We start from the raw sequence: 24,573 nt of genomic DNA on the forward strand, positions 1-24,573 counted from the left end.
GCCTGTGGAAAACCCGGGCCGGTACGGGCTCAGTCCTTGTGGACGGTGCCGTCCGGGTCCAGGCCGCGGAAGGACAGCAGCACGATCAGGATGCCGCCGCACACGATCGCCGAGTCGGCGAGGTTGAACACCGCGAAGCCCTGGGGCGCGATGAAGTCCACCACCTCGCCTTCGAAGACGCCCGGCGCCCGGAAGACCCGGTCGGTGAGGTTGCCGAGCGCGCCGCCGAGCAGCAGGCCGAGCGCGACCGCCCACGGGAAGCTGTACAGCTTGCGGGCCAGCCGGATGATCACCACGATCACGGCGGCGGCGATCAGCGTGAAGATCACCGTGAAGGCCGCGCCGAAGCCGAAGGCGGCGCCGGGGTTGCGGATGGCGTGCAGTTCCAGCAGGTCCCCGACGACCCGGATCGGCGCGTGGCCCTCCAGCCGGGAGACGACGAGCATCTTGCTGATCAGGTCGAGGGCGTACGCGAACGCGGCCACCGCGAACAGCACGGCGATCCGGCGGCCGCGGCCGGTCCGCCGCGCCGCGGCGCTGTCCTGCCCGTCCGCACCACTCTGCCCGGACGCACCGGCGGGCGCCGCGGCCGCCGTCGTCCGCCCGTGGTCGTCGTCCGGGGTGTCCGGCGTACCGATGACGCGCTCCGCCTCTGCCACGTGAGTCCCTCAACCTAGGTGCCTGACTGAGGACGAGACTACGGCACGGCCTCCCGGCTCAGGAGCGGCGTTCCTGCTTCTGCTTGCACTCCACGCACAGCGTGGCCCGCGGGAACGCCTGCATACGGGCCTTGCCGATGGGATCGCCGCAGTTCTCGCAGAGGCCGTAGGTGCCCGCGTCCAGCCGTTCCAGGGCGCGCCCGGTCTGGGTGAGCATCTCGCGCGCGTTGGCGGCCAGCGCCAGCTCGTGCTCGCGCGTGATGTTCTTGGTGCCGGTGTCGGCCTGGTCGTCGCCCGCGCCGTCGCCGGAGTCCCGCATCAGTCCGGCGAGGGACGCCTCGGACGAGCTGATCTCCGCCCGCAGCCGCTCCAGCTCGGACTGGAGTTCCGCGCGGGCCTCCTCGACCTCCTCCGGGGTCCACGGCTCCTCGCCGGGGCGTACCGCCAGCTCGCCGGGGTCCGCCGCGCCCGTCCGCGCCTTGGGTACGGCGCCCTGGTCCGCCGTGGCCGTGCCAGGAGTCTTCTTCGCAACCACTGTCGTGGCTCCCGTCTGCTCCGCGGCCCGTGCCGCGCCCGCTTCCTTGGCCGTGCTCCCGGGGCCCGCCGCCACGGCCGCGGCCGGGCCGGCCGCGGCCTTCGGGGCGGCGGTCTTCCCGGCGGCGGTCTTCGGGGCGGCCGTTTCCCCCACGGCCGCCGTGCGCTTCCCGGCCGACTGCGGCGTGGTGGCCGTCGTCTCCACAGCCGCCTCCTTGGTGACCGTCATCTCCGTAGCCGCCTCCTTGGCGCGCGTCTTCCCGGCGGCCGTCTTCTTCGCGGCCGTCCTGCCGGCCGCCGCCTCCTTGGCGGCGGACTTCTTCACGGCCGCGGTCTTCCCGCCGGCCACCGTCTTCCTACCCGCCGCCGCCTTCTTCACGGCCGCCTTCTGCGCACCGGCCCTCCCCCCGGCCGCCGTCCCGGCGGAAACGTGCCCGGCGGCCTTCTCACCGCCCCGCCCGGCGGCCTGCTCCGCGGCCGTCCCGCCGGCCGTGCCGCCCGGGGCCGTCTCCTCGGTGGCGGGCCCCGCGTCCCTCCCGCCGGTCGCCGGCTGCTGTACGGCGGTCTTCTTCGCCACCATGGCCGCGGCCCCTTCACATATTGTGATCTTGCTCGCGAATCGTGCTGGGACGATAAATCGACTTGAGTCCCGCGGCAACGGGGCACACCGCCCGATTCGCCCGCCCGCACCCCCGGGCCACGGGCCTGCATCGGTTGTGCCCCGCTCCCCGCCGGGTATTCCGCCGCCCCCGGCGCGCCCGGAACCCGGGCCGCCGCCCCCTCGCCATCCGGGTCACCCGGCCCGGCCGCGCGCCCGCGGCCCGGGCCCGCGGAAAACCGGTCCGCCGCCGTCCGCGCGGCGCCGTACACTGGGCGGAGCGAGAAGCGTGGATGGGGACGAGTAGCGGCGTACGCAGCCCAGAGCGACCCGGGGACGGTGTGAGCCCGGGGGCGAGCGCGACGTGAAGATCACCCCGGAGCCGCCGGAAGAAAGCCGCACCCCCTGGGACGACGGCGAGTAGAACCGGTTTCGCGACCCCAATGAGGGGGCTCACCGGCGCGTACGGCGCACCGGAGGGCCAAGGAGGGTGGTACCGCGGGAGCGCGCCGCACACGGCGTCGACAGGATCGAAGGCTCTCGTCCCTCCGACGGAAGGCAGCAAGTCCGTTGGAGGATGCTCGCAGATGACAGCGCCGACGTACCGCCAGGTGCCCGCACAGGTCGACCTGCCCGCTCTTGAGCACGCCGTGCTCGACTTCTGGCGCGAACAGAAGATCTTCGCCAAGAGCCTGGAGCAGTCCGAGGGCCGCCCCGAGTGGGTGTTCTACGAGGGCCCGCCCACCGCGAACGGCATGCCCGGCGCGCACCACATCGAGGCCCGCGTCTTCAAGGACGTCTTCCCGCGGTTCCGCACCATGCGCGGCTACCACGTGGCGCGCAAGGCCGGCTGGGACTGCCACGGCCTGCCCGTCGAGCTGGCCGTCGAGAAGGAGCTGGGCTTCTCCGGCAAGCAGGACATCGAGGCGTACGGCATCGCCGCGTTCAACGACAAGTGCCGCGAGTCCGTGACCCGGCACACCGACGCGTTCGCCGAGCTGACCACCCGCATGGGCTACTGGGTCGACCTGGACGACGCCTACCGCACCATGGACCCCGAGTACGTGGAGTCCGTCTGGTGGTCGCTGAAGGAGATCTTCGGCAAGGGCCTGCTGGTCCAGGACCACCGCGTGGCCCCCTGGTGCCCGCGCTGCGGCACGGGCCTGTCCGACCACGAGCTGGCCCAGGGCTACGAGACGGTCGTCGACCCGTCCGTGTACGTCCGCTTCCCGCTCACCTCCGGACCGCTGGCCGGCGAGGCCGCGCTCCTGGTGTGGACGACCACGCCCTGGACCCTGGTGTCCAACACGGCGGTCGCCGCGCACCCGGAGGTCACCTACGTCGTCGCCACCGACGGCCGGGAGAAGCTGGTCGTCGCCGAGCCGCTGCTCGCCAAGGCGCTCGGCGAGGGATGGGAGAGCACCGGCGAGACCTTCACCGGCGCCGAGATGGAGCGCTGGACCTACCAGCGCCCGTTCGAGCTGGTCGCGTTCCCGGCGCCCGCCCACTTCGTGGTGAACGCCGACTACGTGACCACCGAGGACGGCACGGGTCTGGTCCACCAGTCCCCCGCCTTCGGCGAGGACGACCTCAAGGTCTGCCGCGCCTACGGCCTCCCCCTGGTGAACCCGGTCCGCCAGGACGGCACCTTCGACGAGGACGTCCCGCTGGTCGGCGGCGTCTTCTTCAAGAAGGCGGACGAAAAGCTCACCGAGGACCTGGCGGAACGCGGGCTCCTCTTCAAGCACCTGCCGTACGAGCACAGCTACCCGCACTGCTGGCGCTGCCACACCGCGCTGCTCTACTACGCGCAGCCCTCCTGGTACATCCGTACGACGGCCGTCAAGGACCGGCTCATCCAGGAGAACGAGAAGACCAACTGGTTCCCGGAGACGGTCAAGCACGGCCGCTTCGGCGACTGGCTGAACAACAACATCGACTGGGCGCTGTCCCGCAACCGCTACTGGGGCACCCCGCTGCCCATCTGGCGCTGCGCGGAGGACCACCTCACCTGTGTCGGCTCCCGCGCCGAGCTGTCCGAGCTGTCCGGCACCGACCAGTCTGGCCTCGACCCGCACCGGCCGTACATCGACGAGGTCACCTTCGCCTGCCCGCACGAGGGCTGCGGCGAAACGGCCACCCGGGTCCCGGAGGTCATCGACGCCTGGTACGACTCGGGGTCGATGCCGTTCGCGCAGTGGGGCTACCCGTACAAGAACAAGGAGCTGTTCGAGAGCCGGTACCCGGCGCAGTTCATCTCCGAGGCGATCGACCAGACCCGCGGCTGGTTCTACACGCTGATGGCCGTCGGCACCCTCGTCTTCGACAAGTCGTCGTACGAGAACGTGGTCTGCCTCGGCCACATCCTGGCCGAGGACGGCCGCAAGATGTCCAAGCACCTGGGCAACATCCTCCAGCCGATCCCGCTCATGGACCAGCACGGCGCGGACGCGGTGCGCTGGTTCATGGCGGCCGGCGGCTCCCCGTGGGCCGCGCGCCGGGTCGGCCACGGCACCATCCAGGAGGTCGTCCGCAAGACGCTGCTGACGTACTGGAACACGGTCGCCTTCCAGGCGCTGTACGCCCGTACGTCCGGCTGGGCGCCGTCCGTGGCGGACCCGGAGCCGGCCGGGCGCCCGGTGCTGGACCGCTGGCTGCTGTCCGAACTGCACGCGCTGACCGACCAGGTGACCCAGGCGCTGGAGGCGTACGACACCCAGCGCGCCGGCAAGCTGCTGTCCGCGTTCGTCGACGACCTGTCCAACTGGTACGTCCGCCGCTCGCGCCGCCGCTTCTGGCAGGGCGACAAGGCCGCGCTGCGCACGCTGCACGAGGTGCTGGAGACGGTCACCAAGCTGATGGCGCCGATCACCCCGTTCCTCACCGAGCGGGTGTGGCAGGACCTGGTCGTCCCGGTCACGCCGGGCGCGCCGGAGTCCGTGCACCTGGCCGCCTGGCCGGAGGCGGACCTCGCCGCGATCGACCCGGAGCTGTCGCAGCAGATGGTGCTGGTGCGCCGGCTGGTGGAGCTGGGCCGCGCCACGCGCGCGGAGTCCGGCGTCAAGACCCGTCAGCCGCTGTCCCGCGCGCTGATCGCGGCCACCGGCTTCGCGTCCCTGGACCCGGAGCTGCACACGCAGATCACCGAGGAGCTGAACGTCTCGGCCCTGGCCTCCCTGTCCGACGTCGGCGGCAGCCTGGTCGACACGACCGCCAAGGCCAACTTCCGCGCGCTGGGCAAGCGGTTCGGCAAGCGGGTGCAGGACGTGGCGAAGGCCGTCGCGGCCGCCGACGCCGCCGCCCTCTCCCTCGCCCTGCGCGCGGGCACGGCGTCCGTGGAGGTCGACGGTGAGACAGTGCCCCTCGCCCCGGACGAGGTGATCATCACGGAGACCCCGCGCGAGGGCTGGTCGGTGGCCTCCGACTCCGGTGCCACGGTGGCGCTGGACCTGGAGATCACGGAGGAGCTGCGGCAGGCGGGCCTGGCCCGGGACGCGATCCGGCTCATCCAGGAGGCCCGCAAGAACAGCGGCCTGGACGTCGCCGACCGGATCGCCCTGCGCTGGACCTCCACGGACCCGGCGGTCGTCGCGGCCCTCACCGAGCACGCCGGGCTGATCGCCGACGAGGTGCTGGCCACCGACTTCGGCCAGGGCGAGGCCGGTGACGGCTACGGCGAGCCCTTCACCGACGAGGGCCTGTCGCTCGTCTTCCGGCTGCGCAAGGCGTAACGCCCCCGCCCACGACGGAAGGGCCCGGTCTCCCCACGGGGAGGCCGGGCCCTTCCGTCGCGCGTCCCGCGCGTCCGCCCACGGCAAAGGGCGCGGCCCCGGACCGGAATCCGGGGCCGCGCCCTGAACGCTGCCGACGCCTGAGGCGTCCTACGCACCGTGCCCGGTGCTCAGTTGTCGTCCTCGTCGATCAGGAACCCGCGCATCGGCGAGGGAGCCTGGCCCATCGGGGACGGACCCTGCGGCCGGACCGGGGCCATGGGCTGCGTCATGGCCGGGGTCATCTGCTGCTGGCCGCCGTAGGACGGACCGGACGGGGCCTGCGAGCCGCCCATCGACTGGTTGCCGCCGTAGGACGGGGCACCGGCGCCCGCCGGCGCCATGGAGGGCGACGGGGACGGCGGCAGCGAGGCGGCGGCCGGGGTGCGCGGCGGGGCCAGCGAGTCGTCCGCCTGGGTCTCCAACTGACGGAGCTGCGACTCCAGGTACGACTTCAGCCGCGTGCGGTACTCGCGTTCGAAGCCGCGCAGGTCCTCGACCTTGCGCTCCAGCGTGGCGCGCGCGGACTCCAGGGAGCCCATGGCGACGCGGTGCTTCTCCTGCGCGTCCCGCTCCAGGGCGTCGGCCTTGGCACGGGCGTCACGCTCCAGACCCTCGGCGCGGCTGCGGGCCTCGCCGACGATCTTGTTGGCCTCGGAGCGGGCCTCGGCGATCGCCTGGTCGGCGGTCTGCTGGGCCAGCGAGAGGACACGGGCGGCGCTGTCGCCGCCGGGGCCCTGACCGGGGCCGCCCATCGGACCGCCCATGGGACCACCCATGGGACCGCCCATCGGGCCGCCCATCTGCTGCTGCATGGGCGGCTGACCGCCCATCGGGCCTTGACCCATCGGACCCTGGCCCATCGGACCGGGACCCTGCGGGCCGCCCTGACCGCCGGGGCCGGCGGGCAGCTGCGGGGCACCGCTCGGCAGCTGGGGCGGACCACCCATGGGGCCACCCATCTGCTGCTGCGGCGGGCCCGATATCCCGGCGGGCACCGGCTGGCCGGGACCTCGCATGCCCTGCTGCTGCTGAGGGTGCTGCTGCTGGGGATGCTGCTGCTGAGGGTGCTGCTGGTCCTGCTCCGGGGGCTTGCGCTGGTTCTGCTGGTTCTGCGCGGCGGCTCGCGTCGCGGCGGCCAGCTTGGCGCGCAGGTCCTCGTTCTCGCGCAGCAGACGCGTCAGTTCGGCTTCGACCTCGTCGAGGAAGGCATCGACCTCGTCCTCGTCATAGCCTTCTCGGAGGCGGACGGTCGTGAACTGCTTGTTCCGCACGTCCTCGGGGGTCAACGGCATCTCTTCACCTCAACGTAGTCATCGGCAGTCGGCAAGACCGGATCGTCCCTCCTCATCTCACGAAGCTCCGCGCGACGGAGATGAGAATGTAGACGATGATCATCAGTACGAAGAAGGACAGGTCGAGCGCCACGCCCCCGAGACGCAGCGGCGGGATGAACCGCCGCAAGAGCTTCAGCGGTGGATCGGTGACAGTGTAGGTGGCCTCCAGAACGACCACCATCGCCTTGCCGGGTTGCCACGAGCGGGCGAACTGGAAGACGTAGTCCATGACCAGCCGGAAGATGAGCACGACGAGGAACACCATCAGCGCGATGTAGATCACCTGCGCGAACACGCTCATGGCCTACGGTTCCCTCTCCCCTGTCCATGTTCTTCGTTCTTCCGTACTGCGGTCCGGTCGTCCGTCTCAGCTCTGGTTGAAGAACCCGCCCTCTGCGATGCGGGCCTTGTCCTCCGCCGTGACATCGACGTTAGCAGGAGACAACAGGAACACCTTCTGCGTCACTCGCTCGATACTGCCGTGAAGACCAAACACCAAACCCGCCGCAAAGTCGACAAGTCGCTTGGCATCCGTGTCGTCCATCTCCGTCAGATTCATGATCACCGGGGTGCCCTCACGGAAGTGTTCCCCGATGGTACGGGCCTCGTTGTAGGTCCGCGGGTGAAGCGTGGTGATCCGGTAAGGCTCTCGTTCCGATACGACCTTGGGCATGATCACCGGCGCGTTCTTCTCCAGGGACTGGCGTTCTTGTGTGATGGATGCCACGGGCGCGATCCGCGCCGGGCGTCCGGATTCCGCGGCGAGCGAAGTCGAACGGGCGACTGGTTCGCGCGGCGCGGGCGGCTGCACGATACGCACTTCTTCGTCCCTTTGGGACTGATGTGCGCTGTGCGGCTGATGTGACGGTTCGTGCCGCCGGTGGTCCCGTTCGGGCTCCGGGTCCAGCTCCGGCTCGAAGTCGTCGTCGGGGTCGAATCCACGGCCGTCGTACCCATCGTCCTCCACGAGGCCGAGGTAGACCGCCATCTTGCGCATCGCGCCGGCCATGCTCTGAGTCCTCCGCTCTGTGGTGGATCGGCTGACGACTGCCAAGTGCCCGCGATCCACGTGGTCGTTGTGCCCAACTTCACGGGCATTGACCATATTTTCTGCTGTGGTCCGACTTCCTGGCGACGTTACCCGAGCCTGGGACGGACTCCGAGTACCGCGCTGCCAATGCGCACATGTGTCGCCCCGGCGGCCACGGCCTGTTCGAGGTCCGCGCTCATCCCTGCCGACACCATGGTCGCAGCCGGATGACCCCGGCGCAGGTCGGTCGACAAATCCATGAGCTGCTCGAACGCCGCTTGTTCGCGTCCCGCGTACGCGCCGGTGAGGGGGGCGACGGTCATCAGTCCGTCGAGCCGCAGCCCGGGCGCGTCGGCGACGAGACCGGCCAACTCTTCGATTCCGTCCGGGGCCACGCCCCCGCGCTCACCCCGGCCGCTCGCCCCGGCGTCCAGCGCGACCTGGAGCAGACAGCCCAGCTCGCGCCCCGTCCGCACCGCCTCCTTCGACAGCGCGGTGACCAGCCGGGACCGGTCGACGGACTGCACGACATCGGCATAACCGAGCACGGAACGCACTTTGTTGGTCTGCAACTGACCCACGAAATGCCACTTCAGCGGCAGATCCGCACAGGCGGCGGCCTTCGGGGCCGCGTCCTGGTCGCGGTTCTCGGCGACGTGGCGCACCCCGAGTTCCGACAGGATCCGCACGTCACTCGCCGGGTAGGTCTTGGTGACCACGATCAGGGTCACCTCCTCCCGGGCGCGCCCGGCCCCCGCGCACGCGGCGGCGATGCGCTCCTCCACCTTCGCCAAATTCGCGGCGAGTTCGGTCTTACGGTCCGTCATGCCCTATCAGTCCAGCCAGACATAGCCCGCGAGGCGTCCGGTGACGCGGTCGCGGCGGTACGAGAAGTGGTCCTGCGACTCCCGCGTGCACACAGGCGAACGCGCCCGGTCGCGCACCCCGAGCCGGTCCAGCTGGGCGTGCACGCCGGCGCACACGTCGACCGCCGGCGTACCCCAGCTCGTCTCGGCGTACGCCGCCGGTTCGACGGCGGCCACCTCGGCGCGCATCGCCTCCGGCACCTCGTAGCACCGACCGCACACGGCCGGTCCGGTGCGGGCGACGATCCGGCCCGGCTCGGCGCCGAGTTCGGTCATGGCCCGTACGGCGGCCGGGACGACGCCCTTGACCATGCCGGGCCGGCCGGCGTGGGCCGCGGCGACGATCCCGGCGACGGGGTCGGCCAGCAGCACCGGCACGCAGTCGGCGGTGAGGACGGCCAGCGCGAGGCCGCGCCGGGCGGTGACGAGCGCGTCGGTCTCCGGCACCGCGCCGCCCTCCTCCCGGTTTCCCCCGAACGAGGGGACGTCCGTGCCCCACGGACCGTTCACCCGGGTGACGCCGGCGCCGTGCACCTGGTTCATCCAGACGACCCGGCCCGGGTCCAGCCCGAGCGACTTGGCCGCCAGCTCGCGGTTGACCGTCACCGACCCGGGCGTGTCGCCGACCGCGCCGCCGAGGTTCAGCTCCTCATACGGAGCGGCGCTCACCCCGCCCCACCGGTCGGTGAAGGCGAAGTGCGCGCCGCTCACGCTCTCCCGCTGTCCTATCACTTGAGGAAGTCCGGGACGTCCAGCTCCTCGGCCGCGCTGTCCGAGTAGGTCCGGGGCGACGGCGGCACCGGCGGGGCGACCGGGAGGTCGACCGCCGGCTCGGGTGCCGGCTCCGGCTCCTCCTTGGGCTTGACGCTGCCCAGCGAGCCGAAGGACGGCCGGCTGGGCTCGCTCGGCCGGGCCGGCGCGGGCTCCTCGCGGCGCCCGCCGGCCGAACCGGAGGCCGAGCCGAGGACGTTGTCCCGGCGGGCCGGCGGCTGGCCGCCGTCGAAGCCGGCCGCGATCACGGTGACCCGGACCTCGTCGCCGAGGGCGTCGTCGATGACCGCGCCGAAGATGATGTTGGCCTCGGGGTGGGCGGCCTCGCTGACCAGCTGGGCCGCCTCGTTGATCTCGAAGAGACCGAGGTCGGAGCCGCCGGAGATGGAGAGCAGCACACCGCGGGCGCCGTCGATGGACGCCTCCAGCAGCGGCGAGGAGATCGCCATCTCGGCGGCGGCCACCGCGCGGTCGTCGCCGCGGGCCGAGCCGATGCCCATGAGGGCCGAACCGGCCTCGGACATGACCGACTTGACGTCGGCGAAGTCGAGGTTGATCAGGCCGGGGGTGGTGATGAGATCGGTGATGCCCTGCACACCGGAGAGCAGGACCTGGTCCGCGGACTTGAAGGCGTCCAGGACCGAGACCTGGCGGTCCGAGATGGACAGCAGCCGGTCGTTCGGGATCACGATGAGGGTGTCGACCTCTTCGCGGAGTTCGGCGATGCCGTCCTCGGCCTGGTTCGCGCGGCGCCGTCCCTCGAAAGTGAACGGGCGCGTCACGACGCCGATGGTGAGGGCGCCCAGCGACCGTGCGATGTTCGCCACGACGGGTGCCCCGCCGGTGCCGGTGCCGCCGCCTTCACCGGCCGTCACGAAGACCATGTCGGCCCCCTTGAGGACCTCCTCGATCTCCTCGCGGTGGTCCTCGGCGGCCTTGCGGCCGACGGCCGGGTTGGCTCCGGCGCCGAGTCCGCGGGTGAGTTCGCGGCCGACGTCCAGCTTGACGTCGGCGTCGCTCATCAACAGCGCCTGTGCGTCGGTGTTGATGGCGATGAACTCGACGCCCTTGAGACCGACCTCGATCATCCGGTTGATGGCATTGACACCACCGCCGCCGACACCGATGACCTTGATGACTGCGAGGTAGTTCTGCGGTGCTGCCACGTCGAAGGCCTCTCGCCTCGAATTACGTTGTCGCCGCCGTGCGGTGCCCCGCGCCGGGACGACGGATGCCGAATGGGACGGTCCGTAGCGCCGACCCGAACCCTAACCTTGAAGTTTAGGGTTACCAGTGTGTCCGTTCTCTGGAGTCTTCTGAACAGGACACTAAGTCGACAAGCGGCGCCCGTTCAACGAACACGCCGAACCTCCCGTTTTTCTTTTCACCCTATGTGATCAGGCATAGCGGTGCCCAACCAGGGTGCTGGCCTGCGCTGATGTGCGTCAACTCCCCGATGACGCGGGGGCGGTGGGGACGCTGACATCGAAGTGCCGCGCGCCGGGAGCTGCTTTCATGAGAGCCGTGAGGGCCCGTGCCTTGGCGCGGCCGTCCTCGTCACTGCCCCATGCCACCACCCGGCCGTCGCCCAACTCCACGGAGATGGCGTCGTAGGAGCGCACCCGGACGGTCCGGGCGGTGCGGGCCACGGGACCGGGCAGGTCGCCGGCGACCCGGACGGCCGCGCGCACCAGCCGGCCGCTGCCGAAGCGGCGCAGGCTCGCCGCGCCGGGACCCGTGCGCGAGACGGACATCTCCAGGGTCGGCACGCCTTTCGGGGCCCGCGCGACCGTGGCGAAACGCACGCCCTCGTCGTCGACTTCGATGACGTCGCGGCCCTTGCGCACGAGCAGGACCGGAGTGCGTTCGGTCACGTTCAGACCGATTCCGCGCGGCCAGGAACGCACCACGTCCACGGTGTGGATCCGGGGCAGTTTCCGCCGCAGCCGGGCCGCGATGGCCCCCGTGTCGACCGAGGCCAACGGCGCGCCGACGGGCACGGCCGCCGCCTCGCGGACCTCCGCGGGGGTCAGCACGAGCGTGCCCGACACCGAGACCTGCCGCACGCGCAGCCACTGCGAGCCGTACAGCACCCAGGTGGTGCCGGCGGCCAGCAGCACCAACGCCACGGCCAGAACGATGATCCTACGAAGGCGCGTTCGGCCGGGCCGTCGGGCGGGCGGCGGGCCGGACGACTCCTGCTGGCGTTCCCCGCGCTCGGCGGTCGTCCGTCCGGCCACGCTCACTGCCCTTTCGTCATACGGTCCTAACGGCGCGAGGCGATCGCCTCGTACACCATGCCGACGAGCAGCTCGTCGGCGTCCCGGCGGCCGAACTCGCTTGCCGAGCGGGACATCTCGTACAGCCGGTGCGGATCGGCGAGCACGGGCAGCACGTTCTGCTGCACCCACTCGGGCGTCAGGTCCGCGTCGTCGACGAGCAGTCCGCCGCCGGCCTTGACCACCGGCTGGGCGTTGAGCCGCTGTTCGCCGTTGCCGATGGGCAGCGGGACGTACGCGGCCGGGAGCCCGACGGCGGAGAGTTCGGCGACGGTCATCGCGCCCGCGCGGCAGAGCATCATGTCGGCCGCGGCGTACGCGAGATCCATCCGGTCCAGGTAACTTACCGGGATGTAGGGCGGCATTCCCGGCATCTGGTGCACTTGCGGCAGTTCGTTCTTCGGGCCGACCGCGTGCAGGATCTGGATGCCGGCCTGCTGGAGCCACGGGGCGACCGTCTGCGTCACCTCGTTCAGCCGCCGGGCGCCCTGCGAGCCGCCGGAGACGAGCAGCGTGGGCAGGTTCGGGTCGAGGCCGAAGCGGGCGCGGGCCTCCGGGCGGACGGCGGCGCGGTCCAGCGTGGCGATGGAGCGGCGCAGCGGGATGCCGATGTAGCGGGCGTCCCGCAGCTTGCTGTCCGGGGTGGAGACGGCGACCCGGGCCGCGTACCGCGAACCGATCTTGTTCGCCAGTCCGGGGCGGGCGTTGGCCTCGTGGATGACGATGGGCACCCCGAGGCGCTTGGCGGCCAGATAGCCGGGCAGGGCGACATAGCCGCCGAAACCGACCACGACGTCCGCCTTGGTGCGCTCCAGGATCTGCTCGGCGGCCTTGATCGTGCCGCGCAGCCGGCCCGGTACGGTGATCAGCTCGGGCGTGGGCTTGCGGGGCAGCGGCACCGCCGGGATCAGCGCCAGCTCATAGCCGCGTTCCGGGACGAGCCGGGTCTCCAGGCCGCGCTCCGTGCCCAGGGCCGTGATCCCCACGGTGGGGTCCTGCCTGCGCAGGGCGTCCGCGAGGGCGAGCGCGGGCTCGATGTGGCCGGCGGTCCCCCCACCGGCGAGTACGACATGCACCGAAATTCACCGCTCTCCGGACGAACGCGCCGCCGAGGCACGCCGTCGCATCGTGTTCCATCTCCGAGGCCCCCGCGCAGCGCCGGAGCCTCCCGCCCGCTTTCTACCAAAGCGAGGTTGCCGCATCGCAAGCGCGGCCCGCGCAGCGGGCTCGTCGCGTGCGAAGGCGATCAGCAGCCCGATGGCGAACATGGTCGGCAGCAGGGCGGACCCTCCGTAGGAGAACAGCGGGAGCGGGACGCCGGCGATCGGCAGCAGACCGAGCACCGCACCGATGTTGATCACCGCCTGGGCGGTGATCCAGGTGGTCACGCCTCCCGCGGCGTACCTCACGAAGGGGTCCTCCGTGCGTCCGGCCACGCGGATACCCGCATAGCCTAGAGCCGCGAACAGGGCGAGCACCGACAGCGTCCCCGCCAGACCCAGTTCCTCGCCGGTGACGGCGAAGATGAAGTCGGTGTGGGCTTCCGGGAGTTGGCCCCATTTTTCCACACTCGCGCCGAGCCCGGAGCCGAACAGCCCGCCGGAGGCGAGGGCGTAGATGCCGTGCACGGCCTGCCAGCAGTCGGCTACCCCGCTTTTCGGCTCGGTAGCACCGATACAGGCGAGCCGGGCCATCCGGTTGGGGCTGGTCTTGATCAGCAGGACCCCGATCAGGGCGGCGACCGACAGCACCCCGGCGAACAGCCGGGTGGGCGCGCCCGCCAGCCAGAGCAGGCCGAACAGGATCGCCGTGAGGATGATCGCGGTGCCCATGTCACCGCCCAGCATGATCAGGCCGAGCAGCAGGAAGGTGACCGGGACCAGCGGCACCAGCATGTGCTTCCACTGGGCCAGCAGCTTGCGCTCCTGTTTGCGGGCGATCAGGTCCGCGCCCCACAGCACCAGCGCCAGCTTGCCGAACTCGCTGGGCTGGATCTGGAAGGAGCCGCCGAGGGAGATCCAGTTCTGGTTGCCGTTGACCTCCCGCCCTATCCCGGGCACCTGCACCAGGACCATCAGGAAGACGGCGGCGGCGAGGATCGGGTAGGCCAGCGCCCGGTGCAGCTTCACCGGCATGCGGGAGGCGGCGAACAGCAGTGCCCCGCCGATGACCGCGGCGAGGAACTGCTTGCGGAAGAAGAACGACCCGGGCAGCGAGAGCTGGAGCGCGGTGATCTGGGAGGCCGAGTAGACCATCACCAGACCCAGCACGGTGATCAGCACGCTGCCGCCGACGATCAGGTAGTAGGCCGTCAAGGGCCGGTCCCACGCCTTGCGGGCGCGGTCGCCGAGCCGTTGTACGGGGTTCTCGCGCGGGGTGCGGGAGACGGCGGGACGGCGGGACGCCCGCTGCACGGGCGGCCGGCCGGTACGGCTACTGGGCATCGGTCCCTCCGCTGAACGTCGACCGTCCCACGCGTCCCTCCCAAGGTCCGCCCGGCAGGCGGCCGGGGTCAGGCGCCGAGTTCGCGGACCGCCGCCGCGAACGCGTCGCCGCGCTGGTTGTAGTTGGTGAACATGTCCATGGAGGCGCAGGCCGGGGCCAGCAGCACCGTGTCGCCGGGCCGGGCCAGGCGCCCGGCCTCCGTCACCGCCTGGAGCATCGCCCCAGTGTCGGTCCGGTCGAGGTCGACCACGGGTACTTCCGGGGCGTGTCGCGCCAGGGCCTCGCGGATCAGGGCCCGATCGGCACCGATCAGGACCACGCCCCGCAGCCGCTTCGCCGACTTGGCGACCAGTTCGTCGAAGGTGGCGCCCTTCGCCAGCCCGCCCGCGATCCATACGATCTGCTCATATGCCGCCAACGAGGCTTCCGCGGCGTGGGTGTTGGTGGCCTTGGAGTCGTCCACGTACGCGACGCCGTCGACGTCGGCCACGTGCGCGATGCGGTGGGCGTCCGGCCGGAAGGCCCGCAGCCCGTCCCGTACCGCGCCGGCGGGCACCCCGAAGGCGCGGGCGAGGGCCGCCGCCGCCAGGGCGTTGGCGATGTTGTGCGGGGCCGGCGGCCGGACGTCGGAGACCTCGGCCAGTTCCTGCGCGTTCTTCTGCCGGTTCTCGACGAAGGCGCGGTCGACCAGGATGCCGTCCACGACACCGAGTTGGGACGGGCCCGGGGTGCCGAGGGTGAACCCGACGGCCCGGCAGCCCTCTTCGACGTCGGCCGCGCGCACCAGGTCCTCGGTGGCCGGGTCCGCGACGTTGTAGACGCAGGCGACCTTGTTGCCCTCGTAGATACGGCCCTTGTCGCGCGCGTACGCCTCCATGGAGCCGTGCCAGTCCAGGTGGTCCGGCGCGAGGTTGAGGACCGCGGCCGAGTGGGCGCGCAGGGACGGCGCCCAGTGGAGCTGGTAGCTGGAGAGCTCCACGGCGAGGACGTCGTACTCCTCCTCGCCGAGGACCGCGTCCAGCAGCGAGACGCCGATGTTGCCGACGGCGGCCGTGCGCAGGCCCGCCGCCTTCAGGATGGAGGCGAGCATCTGGACGGTGGTGGTCTTGCCGTTGGTGCCCGTCACGGCCAGCCAGGGGGCCGCGTCCGGCCCGCGCAGCCGCCAGGCCAGCTCGACGTCGCCCCAGACGGGCACGCCCGCCTCCCGGGCCGCCAGGAACAGCGGCTTGTCCGGCTGCCAGCCGGGCGCGGTGACGATCAGCTCGGTGCCCTCCGGCAGGGTCGCCCCGTCGCCGAGGCGCACGGTGACGCCGAGCGCCGTCAGGTCCGCGGCCTGCTCCCGCGCGCGTGCGTCGTCGCCGTCGTTGACGACCGTGACGACCGCTCCGCGCGCGTGCAGCGCTCTGGCCGCCGGGACACCGGAGACGCCGAGCCCGGCGACGGTGACATGCGTGCCCTGGAAGTCGAAGAGCCCCGAGGTGGAGGTCACTTGTCCGCTGCCCATCCCGCATAGAAGAGGCCCAGTCCGACGATCACACAGATGCCTTGGATGATCCAGAACCGGACCACCACCAGGACCTCGGACCAGCCCTTGAGTTCGAAGTGGTGCTGCAGTGGCGCCATCCGGAAGACGCGCTTGCCGGTGAGCCGGAAGGAGCCGACCTGGATGACGACCGACATGGTGATGAGGACGAACAGGCCGCCCATGATGGCCACCAGCAGCTCCGTGCGGGAGAGGATGGCCAGACCCGTGAGGACACCGCCGAGCGCCAGCGAACCGGTGTCGCCCATGAAGATCTTCGCCGGCGAGGTGTTCCACCACAGGAAGCCGAGGCAGGCGCCCATCAGCGCGGAGGCGACCACGGCGAGGTCCAGCGGGTCGCGCACCTCGTAGCAGGCGCCCGGGTTGGTCAGGGTCTGCGCGTTGGCGCAGGACTCCTGGAACTGCCAGACGCCGATGAAGGTGTAGGCGCCGAAGACGAGGACCGAGGCGCCGGTGGCGAGGCCGTCCAGACCGTCGGTCAGGTTCACGCCGTTCGACATCGCGAGGATCATGAACAGCGCCCAGACCACGAACAGCACCGGGCCGATCGACCAGCCGAAGTCGGTGATGAACGACAGCTTCGTGGACGCCGGGGTGTTGCCGCGCGCGTCGGCGAACTGGAGCGAGAGCACCGCGAAGGCGATGCCGACGATCAGCTGGCCGGCCATCTTCGCCTTGGCCCGCAGACCCAGCGACCGGCGCTTGACGATCTTGATGTAGTCGTCCAGGAAGCCGACCAGGCCCATGCCGAACATCAGGCCCAGCACCAGCAGACCCGAGTAGGTCGGCGGCTGGCCGGTGATCACCTTGGACAGGAAGTAGGCGACGATCGTGGCCAGGATGAAGGCGATGCCGCCCATCGTCGGCGTACCGCGCTTGCTGGCGTGTTCCCGGGGGCCGTCGTCACGGATGTACTGGCCGTAGCCCTTGCGGGCCAGCAGCTTGATCAGCAGCGGCGTGCCGATCAGCGTCAGGAAGAGGCCGATGACGCCCGAGAACAGGATCTGCTTCATCATCGGGCATCAACCCCACGCCCGGCACCGGCCTCGACGAGCGCCTGGGCGACGCTCTCCAGCCCCACCGAACGGGACGCCTTCACGAGCACGACGTCCCCCGGGCGCAACTCGCTGCGCAACAGGTCGATCGCCGCCTGTGCGTCGGACACGTGCACCGACTCCTCACCCCACGAACCCTCGTTATATGCGCCCAATTGCAGCCAGGAGGCCTCAATCCCCCCGACGGCGACGAGCTTGCTGACGTTGAGCCGGACGGCGAGCCGTCCGACGGCGTCGTGCTCGGCGAGCGCCTCGTCCCCCAGCTCGGCCATCTTGCCGAGCACCGCCCACGTGCGGCGCCCCCTGCCCATGGCCGCGAGCGCCCGGAGGGCGGCCCGCATGGACTCGGGGTTGGCGTTGTAGGCGTCGTTGACGATGGTCACGCCGTCCGGGCGCTCGGTGACCTCCATGCGCCAGCGGGAGAGGGAGCCCGCCTCGGAGAGCGCGAGGGCGATCTCCGCTGCGGACATGCCCAGCTCATGGGCGACGGCGGCCGCGGCGAGCGCGTTCGACACGTGGTGCTCACCGTACAGGCGCATCGTCACATCGCTTGCACCGGAGGGTGTGTGAAGCCTGAAGGCGGGCTGTCCGCTGTCCGTGAGTCGCACGTTCTCGGCGCGTACGTCCGCTTCGGCCGACTCTCCGAAAAGCACCACCTTCGCCTGGGTACGGGAGGCCATGGCCCGCACCAGCGGGTCGTCGGCGTTGAGGACGGCGGTCCCGTCCGCGGGCAGCGCCTCCACGAGTTCGCCCTTGGCCTGGGCGATCTGCTCACGGCCGCCGAACTCGCCGATGTGCGCGGTGCCGACGTTGAGCACCAGGCCGATCTTCGGCGGGGTGAGACCGGCGAGGTAGCGGATGTGCCCGATGCCGCGGGCGCCCATCTCCAGCACGAGGAACCTGGTCTCCTCGGTGGCGGTCAGGGCGGTCAGCGGCAGCCCGATCTCGTTGTTCAGCGAGCCGGGCGTGAACACGGTCGGCGCCTTGCGTCCGAGCACCTGGGCGATCAGGTCCTTGGTGCTGGTCTTGCCGGCCGAGCCGGTCAGCGCGACGAGGGTCGCGCCGAGCCGGGCCACGACATGCCGGGCGAGGGCGCCGAGGGCGGCCTGGACGTCGTCCACCACGACGGCGGGGACGCCGACCGGCCGGGACGCCAGCACGGCGACCGCGCCGGCCTCGACGACCCGCTGCGCGTAGTCGTGGCCGTCCACGCGCTCGCCGACGAAGGCGGCGAACAGGCTGCCGGGCACCACCTCCCGGGAGTCCCGGACGACCGGTCCCGTGACCTGTGCGGACGGATCCGGTATGTCGTGCGTCTGCCCGCCGACGACTGCTGCGATCTCGGCGAGGGAGAGGGCGATCACAAGTTCATCCCTGGGTCTTCTGGATAGCTTCGCGAAGCACCTGGCGGTCGTCGAAGGGACGGATCACGCCGGCGATGTCCTGGCCCTGCTCGTGGCCCTTGCCCGCGACCAGCACCGTGTCGCCGGCCTGGGCGCGGCCCACGGCGGCGGCGACGGCGGCGGCCCGGTCCTCGAAGAGGAGCACCTCGCCGCGCTCGTGCGCGGGCACCGAGGCGGCGCCCTGGAGCATGGTCGCGAGGATCGCGAGCGGGTCCTCGGAACGGGGGTTGTCGGAGGTCAGTACGGCCGTGTCGGCGAGCCGGGCCGCGGCGGCGCCCATCGGGGCGCGCTTGGTCCGGTCGCGGTCGCCGCCGCAGCCGAGGACGATGTGCAGCCGGCCCTTGGTGACCTTGCGCAGCGCCCTGAGCACCGACTCGACCGCGTCCGTCTTGTGCGCGTAGTCGACGACGGCGAGGTAGGGCTGCCCGGCGTCGACGCGCTCCAGGCGGCCCGGGACGCCGGGTACGGCGGCGATGCCGTCGGCGGCGGCCTGCGGGTCGAGGCCGGCGACGGCGAGGGCGACGATGGCGGCGAGGGTGTTGGCCACGTTGAACGGGCCGGCGATCGGCGACCTGGCGTGGACGCGCAGGCCGTCCGGGCCGAGCACGGTGAAGGTCGAGTCCATCGGGCCGACCTGGACGTCCTGGGCGCGCCAGTCGGCGTCGGGGTGGCCCTCGGCGGAGTAGGTGACGACGGGGACGGTCGCCTCCCGGGCGAGCCGGCGGCCGTACTCGTCGTCGGCGTTGACCACGCCGAGCCGGCTGCGCCGGGGCGTGAACAGCTGCGCCTTGGCCCGGAAGTAGTCCTCCATGTCGGAGTGGAACTCCATGTGCTCCGGGCTGAGGTTGGTGAACACGGCGATGTCGAAGACGCAGCCGTCGACCCGGCCGAGGACCAGGGCGTGGCTGGAGACCTCCATGGCGACCGCCTCGACCCCGCGTTCGCGCATGACGGCGAACAGGGCCTGGAGGTCGGTGGCCTCGGGGGTGGTGCGCTCGGACTTGATCCGCTCGTCGCCGATGCGCGTCTCGACGGTGCCGATGAGCCCGGTGGCGCGGGCGGTCCGCAGGCCGCCCTCCACCAGGTAGGCGGTGGTGGTCTTGCCGGAGGTGCCGGTGATGCCGATCTGGAGCAGGTCGCGGCCGGGCCGGCCGTACAGGGTGGCCGCGAGTTCGCCCATCCGGGCGCGCGGGTCGTCGACGACCAGCACCGGCAGGCCGGTGGCGGCGGCGCGGTCGGCGCCGCTCGGGTCGGTGAGCACGGCGACCGCGCCGAGGCCGGCGGCCTGGGGGGCGAAGTCGGCGCCGTGCAGCCGGGCGCCCGGCAGGGCGGCGTACAGGTCGCCGGGGCGGACGGCGCGCGAGTCGTGGGTGATGCCCGTGACCTCGGCGGCGGCGTCCGGAGCGGCGGCACCCAGCTGATCGGCCAGTTCCGCGAGGGGGGTGGCGGAGACCTGAACCGGTCGCGGCGGTCCCGGATACGTCACGGAAGCGCCCTTCTGGGTGGTTTGGGACTGATCAGCGTGTGGCACGGCGGTGAGCGTACCGGGCGTACCGGCTCCGGAGCGAAGCGAGGGGCTGTCGTCCCTGTGGTTCCCGGGGTCGGGGGTGATCGTTGTCACGGGCTCGTTCCTGGTGTTTCCGTGCTGACCAGTGGGGGTGCTGATCAGGGCTTGTACTCGACGGGCAGGCTGGCGGGCTTCGCCCCGGTCGGCGGGACCTGGAGGGTCTTGAGGGCGAACTCCATCACCTGCTTGTAGATGGGGCCGCAGATCTGGCCGCCGAAGTAGTCGCCCGACGTGGCGTTCTGGATGGCGCAGTAGACGGTGATCCGCGGGTTGTCGGCGGGCGCGAAACCGGCGAACGACGAGGTGTAGCCGCGGTAGCGGCCGGTGGCCGGATCCACACGGTTGGCCGTGCCGGTCTTACCCGCCACCCGGTACCCGGGGATGCGGGCCTTGATGCCGGTGCCCTGCTCGTCGTCCACGACGGACTCCAGCATCTGGGCGAGGCTCTTGGCCGTCCTGGCGCTGACCACCCGGGTCTGCTTGGGCTTCGGCGCCGGTGTGAACCGCCCGTCGGCGCCCTTGGTGCCGCGCACCAGGGAGGGCTCGACGCGGACCCCGCCGTTGGCGATGGTGGAGTACACGGAGGCGGCCTGCATCGCGTTGATGGAGAACCCCTGGCCGAAAGGGATCGTGTACTGCTGCGAGGTGGACCACTTCTGCGGCGGCGCGAGGATGCCGGGCGTCTCGCCGGGGAAGCCGAGCCCGGTGTAGCTCCCGATGCCGAACTTGCGCAGGTAGGAGTAGAGGACCTTGTTGGCCTCGGGCTGGCTCTTGGCGAGTTCGCCGGTGGCCAGGATGGTGCCGATGTTGCTGGACTTGGCGAGCACGCCGTTGAGCGTGAGGTACCAGGTGCCGTGGTCGACGTCGTCCTGGAAGAGCCGGTCGCCGCGGTGCAGCCGGTTGGGGATGACCACGTGGGTGAGCGGGGTCGCCGCGTTCCGCTCCAGCACGGCCGCCATCGACATCACCTTGGCGGTGGAGCCGGGCTCGTAGGCGTCCTGGAGGGCCGCGTTGCCCATCGCGTCGCCGTCGGCCTTGGCCAGGTCGTTCGGGTCGAAGCCGGGCGCGTTGGCCATGGCCAGGATCTGGCCGGTGCGGGTGTCCTGGACGATGACGTAGCCGCGGTCCGCCCCGGACTTGCGCACCTGCTCGCTGATGGCGCTCTGCGCGGCCCACTGGATGTCCCGGTCCAGGGTCAGCTCGACGTCGGCGCCGGGTACCGCGGGGGTCTCGGCGGAGCCCACCGTGGGCACCTCGCGCCCGCCGGCCTGGGCGTAGCGGACCTTGCCGTCCTTGCCGGAGAGCCGCTTGTCCAGCTGCTGCTCGACGCCGCCGCCGCCCTTGCCGTCGGCGTTGACCCAGCCCAGTATCCCGGCGGCCAGGTCGCCGTTGGGGTACACGCGCTGGCTGCTGGGGTCGGCGAAGACGCCGGCCAGCACGTTGACGGTGGTGTGGTCGGTGCCGGCCTTGTTGGCCAGCGCGGTCTTCAGGTCCCTGATCTGCTTCCAGACCTGCGGGGTCTGCCGGGTGGCGAGCCGGGTGTAGCGGGCGTCCTTGTTCGCGGGCCGCAGCTTGCCGGCGATCGTGGCCTGGTCCTGGCCGAGGATCGGGGCGAGCAGCGCGGCGGCCCGCTCCGGACCGTCGCCGATCTTCAGCTGCCGGGCGCTGAACATGGTCGGGTCGGCCGTGATGTCGTAGGCGTCCTCGCTGACGGCGAGGGCGACGCCGTTGCGGTCGGTGATCTCGCCGCGCTCGGCGGCCAGGGTGTGCACCACGTACCGGTTCTGCTCGGCCCGCGCCGCGTAGGCGCTCGCGTCGACCGCCTGGACCTGGAGCAGCCGTACGACGAAGACGAGCAGCACCAGGGTCAGCGCGAGGCCGACCAGGCGCAGCCGGGGCCGGGGGCTGCCGAGCCGCAGCGGGCGCGCGGGCATGGGCCGGGACCCGCCGGGGCGGCGGGCCGGCCGGGCGCCGGGTCCGGGCTGCCGCCGGACGGCGCTGCGTGGCCGCGGGGGCCTGGCCGGCCCGGGCACCCGGCGGCGCGGCGGTTGCCTGTCGGACACTTCCGTCACCTGCCGGGGGTCGGGGTGGGCACGGTCTGGGGGGCGGCGGGCGGCGCGGAGGCCGCGGGAGCGCCCGGCGGCTGGGCCGGCGGGACGGTGGGCGCGGCCGCGGGGTCCGGGGCGGCGGAGGCCGGGGCGGCGGCCGGGATCAGGGCCTCGGGGGCGGCCGGGCCGGAGAGGGCCGCGGTCCCGGCGGTCCCGGGTGCGGCGCTCGGTACGCCCTTGACGGTGCCGTCGGGGCCGAGGAAGGCGGGGTCGCCGCCGGGGACCATGCCGAGTTCGCGGGCGCGCCGCTGGAGGGCGTCGGGGGACGAGTAGGCGTCGATGTCCCGCTGGAGGGCCTGCTCCTCGTCGGTGAGGCTCTTCGTCCGCTTCTGCAGGTCGTCGAGCCGGAAGGAGCCCTCGCTGAGCGCGGAGTTCAGCACCAGCAGCCCGATGAGGCCGCCGCCGAGGAGGAGGACGACGAGGAGGACGAACGGGGTGCGGGCCGCCCGGGCGCGGCCGGCCGGGAGGAGCCGGGCGAGCCGCGCGGCCCTCCCCTTCAGCTCGGGTTTCCTGCTCACCGCTCCCCCGCCGCGTGGGGGCCGCCGCCGGCCGGGCGCGCCTTCGGGTACGCGAGGGGGCCCGCCGGCCGGACCCCGGGCTGCGCGGAGGAGACCCTCCGACCCGTCTCGCTCACTCGACGTCCTCCCTGATGCGCTCGGCACCCCGCAGTCTGGCCGGTGCGGCCCGGCGGTTGTCGGCGATCTCTTCCTCGGTGGGAAGTTCGGCACCACGGGTGAGCAGCTTGAGCCGCGGCTGGTACCGCTCGGGCACGACCGGCAGTCCGGGCGGCGCGGTGTTCGCGGCGCCGGCCGCGAACACCTGCTTGACGAGCCGGTCCTCGAGCGAGTGGTACGACAGCACCGCGATGCGCCCGCCCACGTCCAGGGCCTTCACGGCGGCCGGCACCGCCCGCTCCAGCACGGACAGTTCGCCGTTGACCTCGATGCGCAGCGCCTGGAAGGTGCGCTTGGCCGGGTTGCCGCCGGTGCGCTTGGCGGCCTGCGGCAGGGCGTCCCGGATCAGTTCCACGAGCCGCGCACTGGTGCTGAACGGCTCCTTCTCCCGTTCCCGGACGACCGCGGCGACGATCCGCTTGGCCTGCTTCTCCTCGCCGTACGCGCGCAGGATGCGCACGAGTTCGCCGGGCGGGTAGGTGTTGAGGACCTCGGCGGCGCTGACGCCGGTGGTCTGGTCCATGCGCATGTCCAGGGGCGCGTCCTGCGCGTAGGCGAAGCCGCGGCCGGCCTCGTCGAGCTGCATGGAGGAGACCCCGAGGTCGAACAGGACGCCTTGCACGCGCGCGATGCCGAGCCGGTCGAGTACGCCGGGCAGCTCGTCGTAGACCGCGTGCACGAGGGTGGCGCGGTCGCCGAACGGGGCCAGCCGCTCGCCGGACAGGCGCAGCGCCTCCGTGTCCCGGTCGAGGCCGATCAGCCGGACGCCGGGGAACCGGGTGAGCAGCGCCTCGCTGTGCCCGCCGAGGCCGAGGGTGCAGTCGACGACCACCGCTCCGGGCCGCTCCAGGGCGGGTGCCAGCAGGTCCAGGCACCGCTGGAGCATCACCGGGACGTGTCGACTCTGGCTCAAGGGGGCCTCTCAGTTCCGGCGGGCCGTACGCACCGTCGGTCCCCCGAGCCGTACGTACGCGCCGCGCGCGCGGGGAGACGAATCCGGGTGTGCGCCGGGGTCTCCGGGGGTCTCACCAGCGGGGAGAGACTCGTCTCCCGCTTTCGCGTCACTTTAGTCCACGCCGTCCCCGGGTCAATCAACCGGCCTGCGCGTCGCGCACCGGGCCGCGGCGGGAACCCCGTCGCGCGCCGTTCCACCCGTTCGGCCGTGCCGCACCCTCCCTGTGGGTTAGCTCACACCAAGCCGCGATGACGTTCTTTGTCCCCTCTCACGGCAGGCCGGAAGGTGACGTGACCAGTACCGTCGTCGGCATGACGACTTCCGCTGCAGTTCCCGCCGGGCCCGAAGGCGCCATACCCGCGGACGGCACCGTGACCGACCGTCTGGTGACGGCCAACCACCACTACGCCGAAGCGTTCGAGGACCCCGGCATGGACGCCCGGCCGGTGCTGCGCGTCGCCGTCGTCGCGTGCATGGACGCCCGTCTCGACCTGCACCAGGCCCTCGGTCTGCAGCTCGGCGACTGCCACACCATCCGCAACGCGGGCGGAGTGGTCACCGATGACGTCATCCGCTCGCTGACCATCAGCCAGCGCAAGCTGGGCACCCGCAGCGTCGTGCTCATCCACCACACGGGCTGCGGCCTGGAGGCCCTCACCGAGGACTTCCGCACCGAGCTGGAGCGGGAGATCGGGCAGCGGCCGGCGTGGGCGGTGGAGTCCTTCCATGACGTCGACCAGGACGTGCGCCAGTCCATGCAGCGGGTGCGCACCTCGCCGTTCCTGCCGCACACCGACGACGTGCGGGGCTTCGTGTTCGACGTGCGCACCGGTCTGCTGCGCGAGATCGACCCGTCCTGACCCGGCACCGGCCGGCCGCACCGGGGGCGCGTCCCGCCGCCCCGGCCGGGAACGCGGCCCCGGAAAGTCGTAGGACCGGCGCCGCGTGGGCAGTTGTCCACAGGCGAGTGACACGAATC

The 24,573-nt window shown here is 72.0% G+C and carries 20 protein-coding genes; 2 read left to right on the plus strand and 18 right to left on the minus strand.

Annotated features, from left to right (window positions below; translation table 11 throughout):
- Positions 1-29: 29 nt before the first annotated feature.
- Positions 30-659: a signal peptidase II gene (gene lspA, locus ACH4OA_RS22735; protein WP_397970453.1), complete on the minus strand. Its 630-nt coding sequence runs from the start codon at positions 657-659 to the stop codon at positions 30-32.
- Positions 660-717: 58 nt separating this feature from the next.
- Positions 718-1,773, minus strand: a complete 1,056-nt coding sequence (locus tag ACH4OA_RS22740; protein WP_397940619.1) for a TraR/DksA family transcriptional regulator — start codon at positions 1,771-1,773, stop codon at positions 718-720.
- Between the two features lie 605 nt (positions 1,774-2,378).
- Between ACH4OA_RS22740 and ileS the strand changes: the two genes are divergently transcribed.
- Positions 2,379-5,522: an isoleucine--tRNA ligase gene (gene ileS, locus ACH4OA_RS22745; RefSeq protein WP_397970456.1), complete on the plus strand. Its 3,144-nt coding sequence runs from the start codon at positions 2,379-2,381 to the stop codon at positions 5,520-5,522.
- 170 nt (positions 5,523-5,692) lie between these two features.
- Here the strand turns inward: ileS and ACH4OA_RS22750 are convergent, their stop codons facing one another.
- The 16 genes from ACH4OA_RS22750 to rsmH all read right to left on the minus strand — a co-directional run bounded on the left by ACH4OA_RS22750 (position 5,693) and on the right by rsmH (position 23,552).
- On the minus strand, positions 5,693-6,856 hold the full coding sequence (locus ACH4OA_RS22750; protein WP_365882155.1) for a DivIVA domain-containing protein: 1,164 nt from the start codon (positions 6,854-6,856) through the stop codon (positions 5,693-5,695).
- Positions 6,857-6,908: 52 nt separating this feature from the next.
- Positions 6,909-7,199 carry a YggT family protein gene (locus ACH4OA_RS22755; RefSeq protein ID WP_365882157.1) on the minus strand — a complete coding sequence of 97 codons (291 nt, stop codon included), beginning with the start codon at positions 7,197-7,199 and terminating at the stop codon, positions 6,909-6,911.
- A gap of 66 nt (positions 7,200-7,265) precedes the next feature.
- Positions 7,266-7,907 (minus strand): cell division protein SepF, encoded by a 642-nt coding sequence (gene sepF, locus ACH4OA_RS22760; RefSeq protein WP_365882159.1) that lies wholly within the window; start codon positions 7,905-7,907, stop codon positions 7,266-7,268.
- Between the two features lie 128 nt (positions 7,908-8,035).
- Positions 8,036-8,755, minus strand: a complete 720-nt coding sequence (locus ACH4OA_RS22765; RefSeq protein WP_397970459.1) for a YggS family pyridoxal phosphate-dependent enzyme — start codon at positions 8,753-8,755, stop codon at positions 8,036-8,038.
- A gap of 6 nt (positions 8,756-8,761) precedes the next feature.
- The gene (gene pgeF, locus ACH4OA_RS22770) at positions 8,762-9,526 is read right to left on the minus strand and encodes a peptidoglycan editing factor PgeF (protein ID WP_397970462.1); all 765 of its coding nucleotides are present in this window, start codon (positions 9,524-9,526) and stop codon (positions 8,762-8,764) included.
- The gene (gene ftsZ, locus ACH4OA_RS22775; RefSeq protein ID WP_365882165.1) at positions 9,523-10,731 is read right to left on the minus strand and encodes a cell division protein FtsZ; all 1,209 of its coding nucleotides are present in this window, start codon (positions 10,729-10,731) and stop codon (positions 9,523-9,525) included. The genes pgeF and ftsZ overlap by 4 nt, the downstream gene beginning before the upstream one ends.
- Before the next feature lie 279 nt (positions 10,732-11,010).
- A complete protein-coding gene (locus ACH4OA_RS22780) occupies positions 11,011-11,805 on the minus strand; it encodes a cell division protein FtsQ/DivIB (protein ID WP_397970465.1) in 795 nt (264 codons plus the stop codon).
- Positions 11,806-11,831: 26 nt separating this feature from the next.
- Positions 11,832-12,920: an undecaprenyldiphospho-muramoylpentapeptide beta-N-acetylglucosaminyltransferase gene (gene murG / locus ACH4OA_RS22785; RefSeq protein ID WP_365882169.1), complete on the minus strand. Its 1,089-nt coding sequence runs from the start codon at positions 12,918-12,920 to the stop codon at positions 11,832-11,834.
- Between the two features lie 6 nt (positions 12,921-12,926).
- Positions 12,927-14,288, minus strand: a complete 1,362-nt coding sequence (ftsW, locus tag ACH4OA_RS22790) for a putative lipid II flippase FtsW (protein WP_397940607.1) — start codon at positions 14,286-14,288, stop codon at positions 12,927-12,929.
- Between the two features lie 68 nt (positions 14,289-14,356).
- On the minus strand, positions 14,357-15,793 hold the full coding sequence (gene murD, locus ACH4OA_RS22795) for a UDP-N-acetylmuramoyl-L-alanine--D-glutamate ligase (protein WP_365942164.1): 1,437 nt from the start codon (positions 15,791-15,793) through the stop codon (positions 14,357-14,359).
- Positions 15,775-16,848: a phospho-N-acetylmuramoyl-pentapeptide-transferase gene (gene mraY, locus ACH4OA_RS22800; protein WP_365883061.1), complete on the minus strand. Its 1,074-nt coding sequence runs from the start codon at positions 16,846-16,848 to the stop codon at positions 15,775-15,777. Before mraY ends, murD begins: the two co-directional genes overlap by 19 nt.
- Positions 16,845-18,251, minus strand: coding sequence for a UDP-N-acetylmuramoyl-tripeptide--D-alanyl-D-alanine ligase (gene murF / locus ACH4OA_RS22805; RefSeq protein WP_365883062.1), 1,407 nt, complete (start codon positions 18,249-18,251; stop codon positions 16,845-16,847). Before murF ends, mraY begins: the two co-directional genes overlap by 4 nt.
- 4 nt (positions 18,252-18,255) lie before the next feature.
- A complete protein-coding gene (locus tag ACH4OA_RS22810; protein ID WP_397940603.1) occupies positions 18,256-19,911 on the minus strand; it encodes a UDP-N-acetylmuramoyl-L-alanyl-D-glutamate--2,6-diaminopimelate ligase in 1,656 nt (551 codons plus the stop codon).
- Positions 19,912-19,955: 44 nt separating this feature from the next.
- Positions 19,956-21,920, minus strand: a complete 1,965-nt coding sequence (locus ACH4OA_RS22815; RefSeq protein WP_365883064.1) for a penicillin-binding protein 2 — start codon at positions 21,918-21,920, stop codon at positions 19,956-19,958.
- A 5-nt stretch (positions 21,921-21,925) separates the two neighbouring features.
- On the minus strand, positions 21,926-22,483 hold the full coding sequence (locus ACH4OA_RS22820; protein ID WP_397940601.1) for a septum formation initiator family protein: 558 nt from the start codon (positions 22,481-22,483) through the stop codon (positions 21,926-21,928).
- A gap of 112 nt (positions 22,484-22,595) precedes the next feature.
- Positions 22,596-23,552, minus strand: coding sequence for a 16S rRNA (cytosine(1402)-N(4))-methyltransferase RsmH (rsmH, locus tag ACH4OA_RS22825; protein WP_365882259.1), 957 nt, complete (start codon positions 23,550-23,552; stop codon positions 22,596-22,598).
- Positions 23,553-23,842: 290 nt separating this feature from the next.
- Here rsmH and ACH4OA_RS22830 point away from each other — a divergent pair, with 290 nt between their 5' ends.
- A complete protein-coding gene (locus tag ACH4OA_RS22830; protein ID WP_397940599.1) occupies positions 23,843-24,454 on the plus strand; it encodes a beta-class carbonic anhydrase in 612 nt (203 codons plus the stop codon).
- The last annotated feature ends 119 nt before the right edge of the window (positions 24,455-24,573 follow it).

This window comes from Streptomyces sp. NPDC017095 (assembly GCF_044332325.1).
GTDB lineage: Bacteria > Actinomycetota > Actinomycetes > Streptomycetales > Streptomycetaceae > Streptomyces.

What these genes read in the sequence shown, in the direction of transcription:
- ACH4OA_RS22740 (WP_397940619.1), bottom strand. Translation starts at nt 1,773, where the DNA reads ATGGTGGCGAAGAAGACCGCCGTACAGCAGCCGGCGACCGGCGGGAGG.
- ileS (WP_397970456.1), top strand. Translation starts at nt 2,379, where the DNA reads ATGACAGCGCCGACGTACCGCCAGGTGCCCGCACAGGTCGACCTGCCC.
- ACH4OA_RS22750 (WP_365882155.1), bottom strand. Translation starts at nt 6,856, where the DNA reads ATGCCGTTGACCCCCGAGGACGTGCGGAACAAGCAGTTCACGACCGTC.
- ACH4OA_RS22755 (WP_365882157.1), bottom strand. Translation starts at nt 7,199, where the DNA reads ATGAGCGTGTTCGCGCAGGTGATCTACATCGCGCTGATGGTGTTCCTC.
- sepF (WP_365882159.1), bottom strand. Translation starts at nt 7,907, where the DNA reads ATGGCCGGCGCGATGCGCAAGATGGCGGTCTACCTCGGCCTCGTGGAG.
- ACH4OA_RS22765 (WP_397970459.1), bottom strand. Translation starts at nt 8,755, where the DNA reads ATGACGGACCGTAAGACCGAACTCGCCGCGAATTTGGCGAAGGTGGAG.
- ftsW (WP_397940607.1), bottom strand. Translation starts at nt 14,288, where the DNA reads ATGCCCAGTAGCCGTACCGGCCGGCCGCCCGTGCAGCGGGCGTCCCGC.
- murD (WP_365942164.1), bottom strand. Translation starts at nt 15,793, where the DNA reads ATGGGCAGCGGACAAGTGACCTCCACCTCGGGGCTCTTCGACTTCCAG.
- mraY (WP_365883061.1), bottom strand. Translation starts at nt 16,848, where the DNA reads ATGATGAAGCAGATCCTGTTCTCGGGCGTCATCGGCCTCTTCCTGACG.
- ACH4OA_RS22830 (WP_397940599.1), top strand. Translation starts at nt 23,843, where the DNA reads ATGACGTTCTTTGTCCCCTCTCACGGCAGGCCGGAAGGTGACGTGACC.